Annotated in this window: 15 protein-coding genes and 1 pseudogene; 9 read left to right on the plus strand and 7 right to left on the minus strand. The window is 75.9% G+C overall.

Annotation, left to right across the window (positions count from 1 at the left end):
* Window positions 1-40 precede the first annotated feature (40 nt).
* A pseudogene (locus ACFYMO_RS30000) lies at window positions 41-561 on the plus strand (cation-translocating P-type ATPase); the annotation flags it as partial.
* Window positions 562-568: 7 nt separating this feature from the next.
* Window positions 569-721: a hypothetical protein gene (locus ACFYMO_RS30005; protein ID WP_366771233.1), complete on the plus strand. Its 153-nt coding sequence runs from the start codon at window positions 569-571 to the stop codon at window positions 719-721.
* A 55-nt stretch (window positions 722-776) separates the two neighbouring features.
* Here the strand turns inward: ACFYMO_RS30005 and ACFYMO_RS30010 are convergent, their stop codons facing one another.
* The 3 genes from ACFYMO_RS30010 to ACFYMO_RS30020 form a co-directional block, all read right to left on the minus strand.
* Complete coding sequence (locus ACFYMO_RS30010; RefSeq protein ID WP_360301118.1) at window positions 777-1,013, minus strand: hypothetical protein; 237 nt, start codon at window positions 1,011-1,013, stop codon at window positions 777-779.
* A gap of 165 nt (window positions 1,014-1,178) precedes the next feature.
* Window positions 1,179-4,379, minus strand: a complete 3,201-nt coding sequence (locus ACFYMO_RS30015; RefSeq protein ID WP_388550332.1) for a sacsin N-terminal ATP-binding-like domain-containing protein — start codon at window positions 4,377-4,379, stop codon at window positions 1,179-1,181.
* A gap of 267 nt (window positions 4,380-4,646) precedes the next feature.
* The gene (locus ACFYMO_RS30020; protein WP_366771169.1) at window positions 4,647-5,534 is read right to left on the minus strand and encodes a DUF3027 domain-containing protein; all 888 of its coding nucleotides are present in this window, start codon (window positions 5,532-5,534) and stop codon (window positions 4,647-4,649) included.
* A gap of 402 nt (window positions 5,535-5,936) precedes the next feature.
* Here ACFYMO_RS30020 and ACFYMO_RS30025 point away from each other — a divergent pair, with 402 nt between their 5' ends.
* The 4 genes from ACFYMO_RS30025 (at window position 5,937) to ACFYMO_RS30040 (ending at window position 9,879) form a co-directional block, all read left to right on the plus strand.
* The gene (locus tag ACFYMO_RS30025; protein WP_366771231.1) at window positions 5,937-7,385 is read left to right on the plus strand and encodes an MFS transporter; all 1,449 of its coding nucleotides are present in this window, start codon (window positions 5,937-5,939) and stop codon (window positions 7,383-7,385) included.
* A gap of 222 nt (window positions 7,386-7,607) precedes the next feature.
* Window positions 7,608-8,135 carry a DUF2771 domain-containing protein gene (locus ACFYMO_RS30030; RefSeq protein WP_366771170.1) on the plus strand — a complete coding sequence of 176 codons (528 nt, stop codon included), beginning with the start codon at window positions 7,608-7,610 and terminating at the stop codon, window positions 8,133-8,135.
* A gap of 90 nt (window positions 8,136-8,225) precedes the next feature.
* The gene (locus ACFYMO_RS30035; protein ID WP_366771171.1) at window positions 8,226-8,903 is read left to right on the plus strand and encodes a futalosine hydrolase; all 678 of its coding nucleotides are present in this window, start codon (window positions 8,226-8,228) and stop codon (window positions 8,901-8,903) included.
* A gap of 88 nt (window positions 8,904-8,991) precedes the next feature.
* The gene (locus ACFYMO_RS30040) at window positions 8,992-9,879 is read left to right on the plus strand and encodes a 1,4-dihydroxy-6-naphthoate synthase (protein ID WP_366771172.1); all 888 of its coding nucleotides are present in this window, start codon (window positions 8,992-8,994) and stop codon (window positions 9,877-9,879) included.
* Window positions 9,880-10,015: 136 nt separating this feature from the next.
* Here the strand turns inward: ACFYMO_RS30040 and ACFYMO_RS30045 are convergent, their stop codons facing one another.
* Window positions 10,016-10,399 (minus strand): cold-shock protein, encoded by a 384-nt coding sequence (locus tag ACFYMO_RS30045; protein ID WP_366771173.1) that lies wholly within the window; start codon window positions 10,397-10,399, stop codon window positions 10,016-10,018.
* A 300-nt stretch (window positions 10,400-10,699) separates the two neighbouring features.
* On the opposite strand from ACFYMO_RS30045, the gene ACFYMO_RS30050 reads away from it, so the two are divergent.
* Window positions 10,700-10,936 carry a hypothetical protein gene (locus ACFYMO_RS30050; protein WP_366771174.1) on the plus strand — a complete coding sequence of 79 codons (237 nt, stop codon included), beginning with the start codon at window positions 10,700-10,702 and terminating at the stop codon, window positions 10,934-10,936.
* A gap of 55 nt (window positions 10,937-10,991) precedes the next feature.
* On the opposite strand, the gene ACFYMO_RS30055 is transcribed toward ACFYMO_RS30050, so the two are convergent.
* Both ACFYMO_RS30055 and ACFYMO_RS30060 read right to left on the minus strand, forming a co-directional pair.
* Window positions 10,992-11,702: an HAD family hydrolase gene (locus ACFYMO_RS30055; RefSeq protein ID WP_366771175.1), complete on the minus strand. Its 711-nt coding sequence runs from the start codon at window positions 11,700-11,702 to the stop codon at window positions 10,992-10,994.
* A 64-nt stretch (window positions 11,703-11,766) separates the two neighbouring features.
* On the minus strand, window positions 11,767-12,363 hold the full coding sequence (locus ACFYMO_RS30060; RefSeq protein WP_366771176.1) for a hypothetical protein: 597 nt from the start codon (window positions 12,361-12,363) through the stop codon (window positions 11,767-11,769).
* A gap of 263 nt (window positions 12,364-12,626) precedes the next feature.
* Between ACFYMO_RS30060 and ACFYMO_RS30065 the strand changes: the two genes are divergently transcribed.
* Together ACFYMO_RS30065 and ACFYMO_RS30070 are read left to right on the plus strand one after the other, a co-directional pair.
* Entirely contained in the window at window positions 12,627-13,199 is a 573-nt protein-coding gene (locus tag ACFYMO_RS30065; RefSeq protein ID WP_366771177.1) for a hypothetical protein, read from the plus strand.
* Between the two features lie 202 nt (window positions 13,200-13,401).
* A complete protein-coding gene (locus tag ACFYMO_RS30070; RefSeq protein WP_388550339.1) occupies window positions 13,402-14,634 on the plus strand; it encodes a serine hydrolase domain-containing protein in 1,233 nt (410 codons plus the stop codon).
* A 97-nt stretch (window positions 14,635-14,731) separates the two neighbouring features.
* Here the strand turns inward: ACFYMO_RS30070 and ACFYMO_RS30075 are convergent, their stop codons facing one another.
* Window positions 14,732-15,811, minus strand: a complete 1,080-nt coding sequence (locus ACFYMO_RS30075) for a hypothetical protein (protein ID WP_388550342.1) — start codon at window positions 15,809-15,811, stop codon at window positions 14,732-14,734.
* Between the last annotated feature and the right edge of the window lie 36 nt (window positions 15,812-15,847).

Raw genomic sequence — 15,847 nt, forward strand, 5'->3', positions numbered from 1 at the left:
GAGCGTCCGGGACCGTGCGCAGGGGCTCACCGGCGCCGAGGTGGCGGAACGGATCGCGCCCGGGGAGGTCGACGACGTCCCCCCGCGCAACAGCAGGTCGGCGGCCGACATCGTGCGCGCCAACGTCTTCACCCGGTGCAACGCGATCACCGGCGTGCTCTTCCTGATCATCCTGGCCGTCGGGCCGATCCAGGACAGCCTCCTCGGCTTCGTGATCACCGCCAACACCGGCATCGGCATCGTCCAGGAGCTGCGGGCCAAGCGGACCCTGGAGAGTCTGGCCGTCCTCGGTGAGACCCGGCCCCGCGTGCGGCGCGGCGGCCGCAGCACCGAGGTCCCCACCGAGCGGATCGTCCTCGGCGACCCGGTGGAGCTGCGGACCGGCGACAAGTGCGTGGCGGCGTGGTCGACGGCGAGCTCGCGGAGGCCGACGGCCTCGAGGTGGACGAGTCGCTGCTCACCGGGGAGGCCGACCCGGTGCTCAAACACCCCGGCGAGCCGGTGATGTCCGGCAGCTTCGTGGTGGCGGGCAGCGGCGCCTTCACCGCGGCCCAGGTGGGAGGCGTGGGTGAGCGTCGTCTGCCTGGACAAGACCGGCACCCTCACCGAGGGCGGCATGGAGGTCGCGGCGGTGCCCTGGACGGCGGTGGCGGTGGTCGCGCCGGCGGGCGCCCTGCTGGAGGTGGCGTGGCGGCGGGTGGCCGCGGCGCTCCCCGGCTGAGGCGCCGCGCCGCGCCCGCGGGTTCAGGACGGTCGGGCGCGGCACGCCGCCGGGCTCACGGCGCGCTGTCGGCCAGCCGGGTGCGCCCCTGCGCACGGGCGCAGTGCGCACAGCAGTAGTAGTGCCCCTCCGATTCCATGCCGTGCCCCAGGATGCGGCAGCCGCAGTTCTCGCACACGGGCGCCATCTTGTGCGCCGCGCACTCCAGGCAGTCGAAGACGTGCACCTGCCCCGCCGCACGGACTTCGAACGTGTGCGGGTAGTCGTTGTCGCAGACCTCGCAGACGGGCATGGGCTCTCCTTGGATCGGGTGCGGAAGCGAGCACATCGTTACCCCGCGAACCGCACCCCGGACCCCGTCTCAGTCGGCCGGGCGCACCCGTTGGAGGGGCGCACCGCACCGCACCACGACCACGGCTGCCGGAGGCCGCGGGCCGTCCGGCAGCCGGCGCGGTGCTCAGTCGAACCAGCGCGCCGCCGCCAGTTCCGCCGCCCGCTCGGGGTCCTCCAGCAGGGCGGTGACCTCGAAGCGGCGGGGCCAGGCCCCGGCCGCCCAGGCCAGCGCCGAGGCCAGCCCCTCCAGGGTGGCCGCGTGCAGGGTGCCGTCGGGGGTGCGGCGCCAGTCCAGCTCGACGCCCGCGATCCGCAGCTCCTCGTGCTCCCGGTAGTACTCCGGGGCGCCGGGCAGCAGCTCCCGCACGGCGGCGGGCACCTCGCGCTCGGTCCCCGCGTCCTCGGGCACCAGCCCGGCGGCCGCCTCCCCCGCCGACCGCACTTCCAGGAGCGCGGCCAGCTCCGCGGCGTACTGCGGCGCCACCGGCAGCAGCGGCCGCTCCCCCACCAGGGGAAGGGCGTCGGGCGCGTCCGCGACCAGCGCCTCGGCGGCGTCCACGACAACGGTGGCGCCGGCCCGCACCGCCCGCAGCTCCTCGGGCAGGGTGACCTCGGCGGGGTCCAGGCCAGCGGCGGCCAGCAGGGTGTGCAGCCCGTGGAGTTGGGCCGGGCCGACGGGGCGGTCCGGGTCGGCCAGCGCGCGCAGCAGCTCCGCCGGGCCGCCCGGCTCGGCGAGCAGGGCCGCGGCCGTCGTGCGGACGCCGAGCGCGCGCAGCACCCGCTCGTCGGTGACCTCCCCCGGGTCGGCCTCCTCGTACAGGCCGCGCAGCAGCGGATCGCCCCCGGCGGCGCGCAGTCCGGCCGGTCGGCGGCCGTCCAGCACCGGGTGGCCGCGCAGCCACCAGGCGGTGTACGGGCGGACGTCGGTGACCGTGCCGTCGCCCAGCCGCACCCGCACCGGGGTCGTCAGCGCGTCCCGCAGCGGCGGCCGGGCCAGCATCGCCAGAACCTCGGGCCAGTGCGCGTCGTCCACCAGGTCCAGGTCGCGCACCGCGAGGAACTCGACCGCGACCGGCGGCACCGGCGGCGCGGCGTCCCCGCCGTCCGCCGCCACCTGGTCCAGTACGTCCTCGCACCACACGTCCACGGCGTCCAGCAGCCCGGCGTCGTCCGGCTCCGGGTAGTCGCCCTCGCGGGGTTCGAAGCCGTCCGGGTCGAGCACCACGTCCTCGGCCCGCACCAGCGCGAAGTCCGCCTGGACCCCGACCGCCGTCAGCGGCTGCTCGCCCCAGCGCTCGGCCAGCTGCGCGTCGCACGCGGCCAGTTCGCCCTCGCGCAGCACCCGCGCGAACGCCGACCCGGGATAGACCAGTTCGGCGGCGGGCGCGGGCTCACCGTCCTCGTCGGGCAGGGCGAGCGCGCCCAGCCACGGCTCGTCGCCGGGCGCGAGATGTGCGTCGCGGACGAGGCCGAGGACGGTCTCGGCGAGTTCCTCGGGGTCGGGGCCGACGGCTTCCACTCCGTCGTCCCACGCCTCCTCCGCCTCCAGCGAGCCGGCGACGGCGGCCCGCACCTGCGGGGTCGTCAGCACGGCACGCGGGGTGGCGGGCGTGGCGCCCAGCTTCTCCAGGAGCGGGTGCACGGCGTCCGGGTGTGCGGCCTTCAGCCCGAGGCGGGCCAGCCGCTCGGGGGGCACGGCGCCGTCCGGCTGCGGCAGCAGCACATGCCGCGGCCCGACCGCGGTGCGGCCGTCGGCCAGGGGCACCGGCAGCCCTGTCAGCCGCTCGGGGTCCACACCCGCGAGCGAGCTGTAGAGCCGCCACCACCAGTCCGGCTCCCGCTCGACACCGGTGAGCCGGTCCACGGCCTCGCCCAGCGGGACGCGCGGGACCTCCAGCACCCGCAGCTCGGTGCGGCGTTCGAGCCCGGCGGGCAGCAGTCCGGGGAACAGCTCGGCCAGCACCTCGACCGTCGCGGCGCCCGCGCCCTCGACGATCTCGGCGTCGCGGGGGCGCAGCGCGTACGGCTCGTCCGGGCCCGGGGCCGCCCCGTCCTCCCCCAACTCCTCGCCATGTTCCTCCCCGGCGCCGCCGCGGGAGACGGCGCTCGCCAGGAACGGGACCTCCGGCAGCCGCTCCAGCACCAGCGCGCGCAGCTCACCGTCCAACTCGCCCGCGCCCAGCGGCCCGGGCACCAGGTCCACGGTGCTGGTGGCCACCGGCCGCCAGTCGCGCAGCAGCGCGGCGTAGGCATCGGCGGCGCGGGCCAGCAGAAAGCGGGTCAGCGGACCGGGCGCCACGTGGCGCCGGGTGGGCTCCAGCGGGAAGGAGGCCAGCAGCAGCGCAGGGAAGCCCAGCGGCTCGTCGGTGGGGGTCGGCGCGTGCAGGCACGCGGCGGTGCGCGGCTTGCGGGGCGCGCCCTCGGCGTCCACCGGCACCGCCCAGGTCACCGTCCAGCCGGGCCGGGCCCGCTCCTCCACCGGCCGGTCGGCCAGCAGTTCGGGCCCGGCCAGGCCGCTGTCGCCCGCCAGCCGCCACCGGGTGGCGCCCGCGGCGGAGTCCTCGATCCGGACGTAAGGGCCCTCCTGATGCCGGGTCAGGGTGCGGACCGGGCCGTCGCCGGTCTCGATGACGACCTCGGCGAGCCCGGGCAGCGCCAGCAGCAGCGCGTCGTCCACGGCGGCCAGCAGCCGCCGGGCCAGCGACTCGGCCGCCTCGTCCCGCAGCGGGAGCAGCACGGCGGTGTCGTAGCCCGCCGGAACGACGGAGGCGTCGTACGGCGCGGGAAGCGGCAGCCGCAGCAGTGGTACATGCCCCTCGCGCCGGTCGAGTTCGGCCGCCAGCCCGGGTTCGGCGGCGGCTGCCTGCCGGGTCAGCTCGCGGGCCTCGGCCAGCGACCAGCGCACGCCCTCGGCGGCGTCCGGCGCGGCTGCGGCGCGGGTGACCACCGCGGGTTCGTCGCTGACCGCGAGTACGGCGGAGAAGCCGACGCCGAAACGGCCCACCGCACCCTCGTCGGCGGCGTCCCGCTTGGCGGAGGCGCGCAGCGTCGAGAGCGACTCGACGCCCGCGGCGTCCAGCGGCTGCCCGGTGTTGGCGGCGGTCAGCGTGCCGTCCGCCAGGACCAGCCGGAGCCGGCCGTCCGCACCGGCGCGGGCCGCGGCGTCCGCGGCGTTCTGCGCCAGTTCCACGACCAGCCGGTCCCGGTAGCCGCCCAGCGCCAGGTCCTGCTCGGCGTTGGCGTCCTCCCGGAACCGGGCCGCGGACGCCGTCCACGCGTCCAGCACGCTCCGGCGCAACCCCTCGGTTCCGAACGTGTCCCTCACGCCACCGGCCTCCTCGGCACTCGCATCCCGTCCCCTTGTCCCGCTCCCCCGTCCGCGGAGGGGCGGGCGGACCCGCCGCCCCCAGCGGCGAGAGGGAAGGTTACGGCACGCGGGCACCGGCCCCGCTCCGCGTCAGCGCTCAGCGCCCGGCCGCGGAGCTGCGGGAGACCGGCCGCCGGCCGGCCGCCGACGGCGGTCCGGCACCGGCCCGGCGCAGACCCGGGACCACGCCCCGGGGCCGTACGCCGGAGCGGCGAGAGGCCTGTCTCAGCCCTGCTCCCCGGCGGGCGTGGACTCCTGCGGGGACGGGTCCGACTCCCGCCCCAGGCCGAACGGGTCGCTCACGGTCTCGTCGACGACGGGGGGCGGCGGCTGGGGGGTGCGGGGCATGACGGCCGCCTCCGAGTGGCCGCCGCAGCCGAAGGCCAGGGAGACGACGTGGCCGTCGGCGGGGCTGTACTCGTTGGCGCAGACTCCGAACGCCTGCCGCAGCGAACCCGCCAACGGCACCAGGAAACCGCAGCTCATGCAGTTGGCCGGGGCCGCCTGCGCCATCGGCGTCTTGGGGCCGTGGGACTCCTCCCAGCGGTCGGCCGCCGCATGCAGCCCGTACCGGGAGAGCACCCGGGGGCGCTCCATGCCGATCTCCTCGGCGACCCCGCCGATGGTGGCACGGAAAGGGCCCCGCGCTTCGGGCTGCTCGTCGGAGACCGGCGAGTCGGGCGGCGGCTCGTCCGCACCCGAGTAGCCGGGCTCCAGCCGCAGATCCTCGGCGTCGGTGGGCAGCAGGTCGCCGGGGCCCAGGTCGCCGGGGCGCAGCCGCTCGCTCCAGGGCACCCACTCGGGGGCCAGCAGCGCGTCCGGGCCCGGCATCAGGACGGACTCGTCGACGGTGACGTTCTTGGCACGGGAGGCCCGCGCCACGGTCACCGCCCAGCGCCAGCCCCGGTATCCGGGTTCCCGCGCCTCGAAGAGGTGGGTGACCACCCGGTCCGCGCCCGGGTCGGCGACGGCCTCCAGCCACGGGCCGACGGAGCCGGGCGCCGCCGCCTCCTCGGCCGCGGCCCTGGCCTGCTCCACCGCCTCGGCACACAGTCTGTCGGGGGCGCGCCGGCTCCGCGCGCCACGGCTCGTACTCCGCGTCGCGGCACTCATGCAGCACTCACAAGAATCGTCTCTCCTACGCCGTCGCGCCGTTGTCGGCGTGCGCTGCCCGTACGGCCACGAGTGGAGGGGCGGGATCGGGGACGGAGCGGCACCGGATGGCCGCTGCGACGTCCGCGCCCGCGCTCAAAGGCCCTACGGTGCGCACCGTTCACCCACGCTACCCCACGGGGTCACCCGAAGAATCCGCAGCCAGCCTTCCCCGCACCCGCCGGGGGCGGCCACAGGAGTCCGGGGCGGCCCGGAAGCGGACCGTACGCGGGCCGGGAGGCGGCCGGGAAGAACGGGAGATGCGGTGAGAAGGGGGGAACTGAACGGCGTGTTTCGGGGCACACTGACGGCGTGCCTGTCGACAAGCCCGGCAAACCCCGCACACGCGGCGAACCCAGCGCCATGGGACGGGCGGCGCGCGCGCTGCGCCGCCCCCCGGCCGCGCTGGCCCGCCGCGTCCGGCGCGCCACGCACGCGGAGGGCGCGGGCGAGTCCGGGCTCGGCAAACTGATCGAACTGCACGCGGTCAACTCCGCGGGCGACATGCTCATCACCGTGGCGCTCGCCTCCACCGTCTTCTTCTCGGTCCCCACCGGCGAGGCCCGCGGGCGGGTGGCGCTGTACCTGGCGGTGACGATGGCGCCGTTCGCGCTCCTCGCACCGGTGATCGGCCCGCTGCTGGACCGCGTCCCGCACGGGCGGCGCGCCGCGATGGCGGCGGCGATGCTGGCCAGGGCGCTGCTGGCGCTGACCATGGCGGGCGCCGTGGCGACCGGCGGGCTGGAACTCTATCCGGCGGCGCTGGGGGTACTGGTCTCCTCCAAGGCGTACGGGGTCATCCGCTCCGCCGTGGTGCCGCGGCTGCTCCCCCCGCGGATCTCCCTGGTCAAGGCCAACTCCCGGGTGACGCTGGCGGGGTTGCTCGCCACCGGCCTGGCGGCACCGGCCGGCGCCGGGCTGCATCTGCTGGGCGAGCGGTGGCCGCTGTACGCCGCCTGCGCGGTGTTCCTCGCCGGGACCTTCCTGTCCTTCTCGCTCGCCCCCAAGGTCGACTCCGCCAAGGGCGAACGCCCGGCGCGGCTGGCCCCCGCGTCCGCGGTACTGCCCGTGCCCGGCGGCCTGCCGCCGGGACACCGGTCCGCGGCACAGCCGCCGCCCGGCCCGGAGCAGTCCGCCGGGGAGCGGGCCGACCAGGAGCAACCCGGTCCGGGGCGATTCGCTCGGGACCGGTCCGGCGCGGAGCAGCGGTCGCGTCCCGGGCTGCGCACCGTCGGCGCCTCGGTGCTCAGCGCGCTGTTCGCGAACTCGGCGCTGCGCGCCCTCTCGGGGTTCCTCACCTTCTTCCTCGCCTTCCTGCTCCGCGAGCACCCGTTCGACGGATTCGGAGCCGCCGTCTCACTCGGCCTGGCCGGAGTCGCGGCGGGCGGCGGCAACGCGCTGGGCACCGCCATCGGCGCCTGGCTGCGGGCCCGCGGCCCCGAGGTGATCATCACCTGCGTACTGTTCTGCGCCCTCGCGGCAGCGGTCGCCGCCGCCGCGCTGTACGGCACCGTCACGGTGACGGTCCTCGCCGCCACCGCCGGGATCGTGCAGGCCCTCGGCAAGCTGTCGCTGGACGCGCTCATCCAGCGCGACGTCCCCGAGGAGGTGCGCACCTCGGCCTTCGCCCGCTCCGAGACGCTGATGCAGATGTCCTGGGTCGTCGGCGGCGCCCTGGCCATGGCGCTGCCGCTGGTCGGCCGGCTGGGGATGACGGTCGCGGCCGCCGTGGTCACCACCGGGGTGCTCACCGCCGTCCGCGGGCTGCTGGGCGCGGCCCGGCGCGGAGCGGCCCGCCCCCGGGTCGCCTGACACCCGCGACTCGCGGCTCCGGAGGGACACCGGACCCGGGCCGGACCGGAAGCCGCCCCGCCCCGTCCGGAAGGTGCCCGGCGCCCGGACACGAGCCGCCCGGCACCCGGACCGGAGGCGGCAGGAAGCCGCCCGGCGCCCGGACCGGTACGCCGCCCGCAAGACGCGCGGCACGCCGTACCCCCACGTCGCACAGCGGTGCGGGCCCGATAGCCTGCCCGCATGAGCAAGCTCGCGCGGCAGGGCCGCATGTCGTCACAGTCGCCGCGGGGTGTGCGCACCGCCGCCGCCCTCGGTGCCGCCTCGCTCGGCCTCCTCGCCCTCAGCGGGTGCGAGCAGCCGCACCCGATGGCCACCGCGACGGTCGGCGGTGACTCGGTCTCCGCCGAGGCCTCCTGCTACAACGACGGGAAGACCATCCCGAAGGACGAGCTGCGCAAGTGCCTGAGCAAGGCACCCAGCAAGACGATCTCCGTCGACGCGGCCGAGAAGGTCCGCATCGGCGTTCCCCCGGAGACGGCCGACGCGGGCTGGCAGATCTTCGCCGACGGCGAGCCGATGCTCTCCGAGACGCTGAAGAAGACCTACTACTCCTTCGTTGGCGAGGTGTTCTTCCAGCCCCGGTCCCAGCAGCCGGGTGAGAAGCCCTCCGGTCCGAAGAAGAGCATCAACCTGACCCTGGTGCAGACCTCCGGCGGCGACTTCAAGGGCGTCTGGCACTTCACCCTGAAGAACACGGCGGGCGAGTAGGCAGCCGTCCCCGCCCGACCGTCCCGGAAGGCCACCGGCGCCGCTCCGGGGTACGGCTCACGGCGATCCATCCACCCAGGAGGCGGTGCAGTGCTGTCGGCGTTGTCGGCGTACCGGCGTGTGCTGGTGGTCGCGGCGGTCCCGGCGGAACGGGAGGCGGTCCTCGCCGCCACCGGCGGCGCCCCGCAGCTCGACGTGCTGGCCGGCGGGGTGGGCCCGGCCGCGGCCGCGGCGGCGACCGCGACCGCGCTGGTGACCGCCGCCGAACGGGCGCACCCCTACGACCTGGTGGTGTCCACCGGCATCGGCGGCGGCTTCGCCGCGAACGGCGTGCAGGTCGGTGACACCGTGCTCGCCGACCGCATCGTCGCCGCCGACCTGGGCGCCCGGACCCCGGACGGCTTCGCCTCGGTGGCGGAGCTGGGGTTCGGCACCGCCGAACACACCCCGCCCCCGCGCCCGGTGCGGGCAGCGGCCGAGGCGACCGGCGCCCGCACCGGTGCGGTGCTCAGCGTCTCCACGGTCACCGGCACCCGGGAGCGCGCCGAGGAGCTGCTGGCCCGGCATCCGGACGCGGCCGCGGAAGCGATGGAGGGCTTCGGCGTCGCACAGGCCGCGGCGGCGCACGCGGCGGCCCGCGGCACCGCGCTGCCGGTGCTCGAACTCCGTACCGTCTCCAATGCCGTCGGCCCCCGGGACCGGGCGGCCTGGCGCATCCCGGACGCCCTGGCGGCGCTCACCGCCGCCTTCGGCAAGCTGGTCACCTAGCACCGCACCCAGGACTCCCGGCACCGCGCCGCAGGACTCCCGGCACCGCCCGGGCCGGCTCCCGGCACCGCACAGAAGGGCTTCCCCCATGGACACGAACGCCATAGCAGCGCCGCTCTCCCTCGCCTTCTCGCCCTGCCCCAACGACACGTTCGTCTTCGACGCCTGGGTGCACGGGCGGGTGCCGGACGCGGTGCCGCCCGAGGTGACGTTCGCGGACATCGACGTCACCAACGGCATGGCCGAGCGGGGCGAGCTGGACGCGCTGAAGGTCTCCTACGCGGTCCTGCCCTGGGTGCTGGAGGAGTACGCGCTGCTGCCCTGCGGCGGGGCGCTGGGCCGGGGCTGCGGGCCGCTCGTGCTCACCCGGCCGGGAGCCGCGGACGACGACGGCGCGGCGGGCGCCACGGCGCTGAGCGGCAGCCGGGTGGCGGTGCCGAGCGAGCGGTCGACGGCGTATCTGCTCTTCCGGCTGTGGGCCGCGGCCGAGGTGCCCGGCGGCGTGGGCGAGATCGTGGTGCTGCCGTTCCACGAGATCATGCCCGCGGTGCGGGACGGCAAGGTGGACGCGGGCCTGGTCATCCACGAGGCTCGGTTCACCTACCAGGACTACGGGCTGCACAGCCTCGCCGACCTGGGCGAGTACTGGGAGGCCACGACCGGACTGCCGATCCCGCTGGGCGCGATCATCGCGAAGCGGTCGCTGGGCGCGCCGACGCTGCGCGCGCTGGCCGCGACGATCAGCGCCTCGGTGCGGGCGGCCTGGCAGGACCCGGCCGCCTCCCGGCCGTATGTGCTGCAGCACGCGCAGGAGATGGACCCGGCGGTGGCCGAGCAGCACATCGGCCTGTACGTCAACGAGTTCACCGCGGAACTGGGCCCGGACGGCTACGCCGCCGTGCGCGGGCTGCTCGAACGGGCCGCGGCCGAAGGGCTCGTACCGCCCGTGGCACCGGAGGCACTGGCCTTCCCGTGAGGCGCGGGTGCGGCGGGGCGGGTTCCGCCGGCCGTTCCGCGGGGCCGTTCCGCGAAGCCGCCGCGAGCCGGACGCGGGTGCCGCCGCCCGGCGGATCCGCGCCCGGGACCCTCCGGGCCGCCCGGGACCGCCGGGGTCAGACGTCGAGCTGGTCGGCGACCGCGCGCAGCATGCCCGCGATCTTCCGGCCGTGCTGCTTGTCGGGGTAGCGGCCGCGCTCCAGCGACTGCGAGACGCCGTCCAGCAGCGTCGTCAGGTCCTGCACGATGGAGGCCAGCTCGTCCGGCTTGCGGCGCTGCGCCGCCGCCACGGAGGGTGCCGGGTCCAGCAGGGTGACGGAGAGCGCCTGGTCGCCGCGCTGCCCTGCGACGACGCCGAAGTCCACCCGCTGACCCGGTTTGAGCGCCTCGACGCCGTCCGGGAGCACCGACGAGTGCACGAAGACGTCGCCGCCGTCGTCGCGGGAGAGAAAGCCGAAGCCCTTCTCGCTGTTGAACCACTTGACCTTGCCGGTAGGCACGTCTGTCCTCGTCCTCGTACTCGTCCGGATGCACCGGGCTGCGGCTGCTGGAAACTGGCTGGTCCTGCTGCGTCGGGGCGGTGTCCGCGCCCCGAGATCTTCCCCGTACCCGACCCCCGATCCCCCGGAACAGCAGTCGGGCGGGCCGTAGGACCCGCCGCCACCAAGGTTAATGGCCCGGGACGCCGTGGCAAGGTGCCACCGGAGGCGGGGTGCCGTGGGCGGCTCCCGGCCGGGAAGGCTCCGGGCGGCCCGAGTGCCCGCTGGGTGGACACTCGCTCCCGGATCTACCCTGTGTGGGTGAACACTGAAACTCCGACCGCCGGTGATCTTCTCGTGCGTATCGGCGGAATCGTCTTTCTGGTCGGCGCGGTGGCCACCCTGGTCACAGTCGCCCCGCTGTTCCTGGGCACCGACCCGTTCCCGGCGCCCGCCTACTTCGTCTGCATGCTGATGGGCCTCGGGTTCCTGCTGGCGGCCGCCGGGGTGGTACGCACCGCGGTCGCGCAGCGGCGCCGGGCCGCACGGCACGTCTGACGCCGCGGGGGCGTACCGTACGGCGCCTCCGGCACCGGCACACCGCCGGGCGGCATCAGCTCAGGTGCCCGGCGCCCGAGGGGTGCGGCGGGCGCCCGCCGGGCGCCGCCTCCCCGCGGGTGAAGGCGGCGAGCCAGGAGGGGAAGGCCGTCAGGTCGGGCAGCACCACGTCGGCGCCCGCCGCGGCCAGCTCGGCCTCGGGGCAGGGCCCGGTGGCGACCGCCACGGACCGCGCGCCCGCCGTCCGCGCGCCCCGCACATCGCCCACATGGTCGCCCACGTAGGCAGCGGCCCCGTGCACGGTCAGCGCCTCCGCCTTGCCCTCCGCCCACAGCTCGCCGACCAGCACGTCGGGGGCGAGGCCGAGGTGGTCCAGATGCAGCGCGGCGCTGGGCCGGTGCTTGGCGGTGACGACCAGCGTGCGCCCGCCCGCGGCCCGTACGGCGTCGAGCGCCGCGCGGGCGCCCGGCAGCGCGGTGGTCGGCGCGATGGCGTGGTCCGGGTAGAGGGCGCGGTAGCGCGCCGCCATCGCCGGGATCTCCTCCTCGGGGAACCAGTACGCCAGCTCCTGGGCGAGCGGCGGGCCGAGCCGGGTGACGACCAGGTCCGCGTCGATGCGTACGCCCGTCTCGGCCGCCAGCCGCCGCCAGGTGGCGTGGATGCCGGGGCGGGAGTCGATCAGCGTCATGTCGAGATCGAAGCCCACGGTGGGGCCGGTCCCGGTGTGCGGCGGCGCCGGTGCGGGTGGCGGGACGGGCGTATCCATACCGGTCATTGTGCCCGGCTCCGTACCGGTCCTCGTGCCCGGGCCGCGGCTCAGGGCCGGCGGCTCACGAAGACGTCGGGGACTTGCTGGCCGTGGTGACCTGGCAGGAGTAGACGAACCGCTGGTTGTTGGAGTACGAGGCGTGCACCGAGACCGTGCGGTCGGCACCGCCGCGCACCGTCACGGTCTTGAACTGGGTGCCGACGGTGCGGGTCGCGATCGTGGAGCTGGGCGAGGAGCCCACCTTGAAGCGGACGGTGAAGCTGTAGCGGAACGCCTGGTCGGCGGAGGCGTTCTGGATCTTCACCTGGTAGCTGATCCGGCCGCTCGACCGGGAGTAGTCGCAGCTCTCGCCGTCGACCTCGCCGATGGCGCTCGGATTGTAGGTGGGCGGCGCGGACACGGTGGGTGTGGGACTGCTGCCGCCGGTCAGGCCACCGGAGTCGGACCCGCTGCCGGAGCCTCCGCTGTAGCCGCCCGAGCTGAGTCCGGGGCTGCCGGAGGGCGAGGGGAACGAGGGCGCGGACGGCGCCGAGGGCATGTCGTCCAGATCCCCCAGGCCGCCGAAGGCCTTGTCCTTCGGATCGTCGGCGCAGCCCGCGAGGACCGCCGTACTGGCAAGGACGAGACTGGCGGCGCCGATGGCGCGGCGTGTACGCATGTGATCCCCCGGTGTGCGTGAGCGCGTGGACTGGACAGCCCTGTCCAAGCTTGTACCGGAACACCGTGCTGCCGTCATGGCCGTTGCGAGTTCATGACAGCCTCGGTGCACCGGGGCGGAAGAGTAACCGACGTGGAACACCTCGGACTCTCCTGTCACCGGAGGACTTCCGCGCCCGGGCGCCTTGGGTATTTTGGGCCTTCAGAGCTCGGCTCGGCCGACGCTTCACACACGTCGTCCGACGCTTCACACACGGGGGAACGATGAGTCAGCCCTGGCCGCCGCAGCAGCCCATGCAGCCGATGCCGCCCGCGCCGCCGCCCATGCAGCCGATGCAACCCATGCAGCCCGGCTATCCGTACCACCCCGGCCCGCCCGGCTTCCCGCCGCAGCGCCACGGCAGCGGGGTCAAGGCGTTCCTGTTCGGCTGGCTCATTTCCGGCGCCGGAGCGACGGTGTTCGCCGTGCTGCTCCTCGCCAGCTACGAGGACCTCTCGAAGGTCGGTCTGCGGATCATGTACGTGGTCTTCGCGCTGGGGCTCGCCCTGCTCGTGGGCGGTGTGGCCGGCAAGGTGGGCGGGCCCAACCCCGCCGCGTACGTCGTCCCGGCGCTGTTCGCCATGGCCGCGGTCTTCCTGGGCACCACCAACGGCTTCGTGTTCGTGATCCTCAACGCGGGCGGCAGCGAGGTGTTCGAGTCGATGATGGAGAACGACCCCGGCGCCCCGGCCGAGTTCTGGTGGAAGGGCCTCAAGGGCGGTATCGCGCTGCTCGGGCTCGCCGCCGCCGGTGGCGGCACCTTCGGGATGGCCTCCCTCGTCGGCCGGCGCCGCTGAGCGTCCCGTCGCGCATCCGCGTCCCGAACCCCGGACCGCCCCCCGCGAGCTGCCGGGACGGTGGTGCTGCGAACACCCCGCGACCGGGTCCCAGCGCCCTCGTCCGGCGCCTCCTCCGCTGGTTGCCTGGTCTCCGGGCGGGCGGAGGTCCCGCCCGGCGGGCGACTCGCGCGGCCGCAGGAGAAGGGGGACGGACCGGACGATGCACATCCGTACACGTACGACTCGCAGGGGAACCGCCGCGCTGACGGCGGCGGTGCTCGCCGTGCTCGCCGGGGCCCAGTACGCGGGCGCCGCAGGCGCCGGGGACGGGCCCGACCGGCGGTCCGGCGGGGACCGGCCGGGCACCGGCCGCACGGTGCTGCGGCACGACGTGGCGGCCGTCCGCATGGCGGGCGGCGGCAAGGTCAAGGTGCTGGCCGAGGTGCGCGACGGCCGCACCGGAGTGCGGGCCCGCGCGGGGTCCGGCAGACCCGTACCGTGGAACGCCCGGTTCCGCGCGGCCAGCACCACCAAGACCTTCACCTCCGTGGTCCTGCTCCAACTCGCCGACGAGGGAAAGCTGTCGCTGGACGACACGGTGGAGAAGTGGCTGCCCGGCATGGTCGCGGGGAACGGCAACGCCGGCTCCCGGATCACGGTCCGCGACCTGCTGCGGCAGACGAGCGGGCTGTACGACTACGTCGAGGACCCGGAACTGGCCGGGGTGCTGGCGGACTTCGACACCCACCGCCACGACGCGACCCCGGCGGCCTCCTACGTGGCCGTCGCGATGCGCCACCGGCCGCTGTTCACCCCGCGCCCCGGCGGCACCCCGCGCTGGGCGTACTCGAACACCAACTACCTGCTGGCCGGGCTGATCGCCGAGAAGGCGGGCGGGCTCCCCTGGCGGGAGCAGGTCGAACACCGTGTGATCGCGCCGCTGGGCCTCCGCGGCACCCGGGTCACCGGTGCGAACCCGTTCATGCCCGGCCCGCACGCCCGGGTCACCCTGCCGATACCGGGCAAGGACGGCGAGCCGCTCGACGTGACCGAGCACAGCCTCCAGCACGGCGCCGACTCCGCCGTCATCAGCACCACCCGGGATCTCGACACCTTCTTCCGCGCCCTGATGACCGGCGAGCTGCTGCCCCGGGACCGGCTCGCCCAGATGAAGGAGACCGTGGAGCGGACCGACGACCCCGAGGACCGCGCCGCCTGGCCCGAGGGCGGCTACGGCCTGGGCCTGCGCGACAACCCGCTCTCCTGCGGGGGACGTTACCGGCACCACGAGGGCGACGGCTTCGGCTCCTACACCCGCACCGGGGTCACCGAGGACGGCCGCCGCGCGGTCACCGTCTCCGTCACCAGCGACGGCGGCCTCCCCGATCAGGAACGGCTCAACACCGCCACCCGGAAGCTGGTCGACCACGCCCTGTGCGGTACGGACGGCTGACGGGCCGAGCGGTCGGCGGCGGGGGCGGCGGTTGCCCTGGGTCGCGGAGCAGCCGTCCGGCGCGGGCTCAGCCGTCCGCGCGCCCGGCGCGGGGCTCTCACTCCGGTGCCGGCCGCCGGGCGCGCCACACCAGATAGAGGGCACTGGCCACCGCCGCCAGGCGCAGCAGCACCGGAAAGGCGTCACCGATCGCTCCGCTCAGCGCCTCGCTGCCCTCGGCGAGCGGCTCGCCCCACCGGCCGTCCGCCCGCCCCCAGAGCCACACCCCCGTACCGGCCACCACCAGGCCGGGCATGCCCAGAGCAGCCCACTTGCCCTCGCTGCCGCTCAGCTTGGGCGACCACCAGGCCGCCAGCCATCCCAGGGCCAGCGGAATCAGGGAACCGAACACGGCACCCGCCACCAGCAGCACCACAGCGGCCCACTCGACCACGCCGCCCCGCCCGGGGCCGCCCTTGCCGCGCAGCCGCCGCCCCAGCAGCACGGCCACGCCCAGCCCGGGAGCGGTCGCCGGAGCCGGCTCGGCGGGCGGAGCCCCCTGCGGGGCCACCGGGGCCTGCCCGGTCGGCGCGGGCGCGCCGGGCGCCTCCGGGGCGTCCCCCGGCGGCGGCTTGAGGACCTCCGGCAGTTCGATCCCGCCGACGAAGCCGGGCACCGGCTCCCCGGCCGCCACGGCGTTGGTGCCGCCGGGGCCGGTGCCGAACGGGCCGGGGTCGACCCGCCACCAGTCGGGGTCGGAATCCTCGGGCCCCAGTTCGTCGAGGCTCGCGAGGTGCGGCGAGGAGGCGCCGAACGCGGCGGTGGGAGTTCCGCCGCGGGTGCGCTGGGCGGGCAGCGAGGGCACCGACGGCTCCGCTCCGGAGGTCCGCGGCACCTGCGGGCCCGCGCCGCTCCCGCCGTCCACCGCCGCCTCGGACGGCGTCGGCGCCGCGGGCCGGGGGACCTCACCACCGTTCGCGGAGGCCACCACGTCCTCGGGGCGGCCGAAGCGGTCCAGGATCTTCCGCACGGCGGCCTTGGTCACCGCGCCGCCCTCGGCGGCCCGCGCCCGGTCGATCTCGCCGCGCAACCCGCCGACGAGCTTGGCCCGTTCGGCAGCCGTCATCCGCGTACTGTGCGCCAGGTCCCCGACCCGGCTCAGATAGTCGAAGACAAGCTGATCGCTCTCGATCCCCACCAAGTCCCCGCAGCCCACTAGCCCTTCAAGCCCTTC

This window comes from Streptomyces sp. NPDC007025 (assembly GCF_042869455.1).
Classification (GTDB): Bacteria; Actinomycetota; Actinomycetes; order Streptomycetales; family Streptomycetaceae; genus Streptomyces.

What these genes read in the sequence shown, in the direction of transcription:
- ACFYMO_RS30010 (WP_360301118.1), bottom strand. Translation starts at nt 1,013, where the DNA reads ATGCCCGTCTGCGAGGTCTGCGACAACGACTACCCGCACACGTTCGAA.
- ACFYMO_RS30020 (WP_366771169.1), bottom strand. Translation starts at nt 5,534, where the DNA reads ATGAGTGCCGCGACGCGGAGTACGAGCCGTGGCGCGCGGAGCCGGCGC.
- ACFYMO_RS30025 (WP_366771231.1), top strand. Translation starts at nt 5,937, where the DNA reads ATGGGACGGGCGGCGCGCGCGCTGCGCCGCCCCCCGGCCGCGCTGGCC.
- ACFYMO_RS30030 (WP_366771170.1), top strand. Translation starts at nt 7,608, where the DNA reads ATGAGCAAGCTCGCGCGGCAGGGCCGCATGTCGTCACAGTCGCCGCGG.
- ACFYMO_RS30040 (WP_366771172.1), top strand. Translation starts at nt 8,992, where the DNA reads ATGGACACGAACGCCATAGCAGCGCCGCTCTCCCTCGCCTTCTCGCCC.
- ACFYMO_RS30055 (WP_366771175.1), bottom strand. Translation starts at nt 11,702, where the DNA reads ATGGATACGCCCGTCCCGCCACCCGCACCGGCGCCGCCGCACACCGGG.
- ACFYMO_RS30060 (WP_366771176.1), bottom strand. Translation starts at nt 12,363, where the DNA reads ATGCGTACACGCCGCGCCATCGGCGCCGCCAGTCTCGTCCTTGCCAGT.
- ACFYMO_RS30065 (WP_366771177.1), top strand. Translation starts at nt 12,627, where the DNA reads ATGAGTCAGCCCTGGCCGCCGCAGCAGCCCATGCAGCCGATGCCGCCC.
- ACFYMO_RS30070 (WP_388550339.1), top strand. Translation starts at nt 13,402, where the DNA reads ATGCACATCCGTACACGTACGACTCGCAGGGGAACCGCCGCGCTGACG.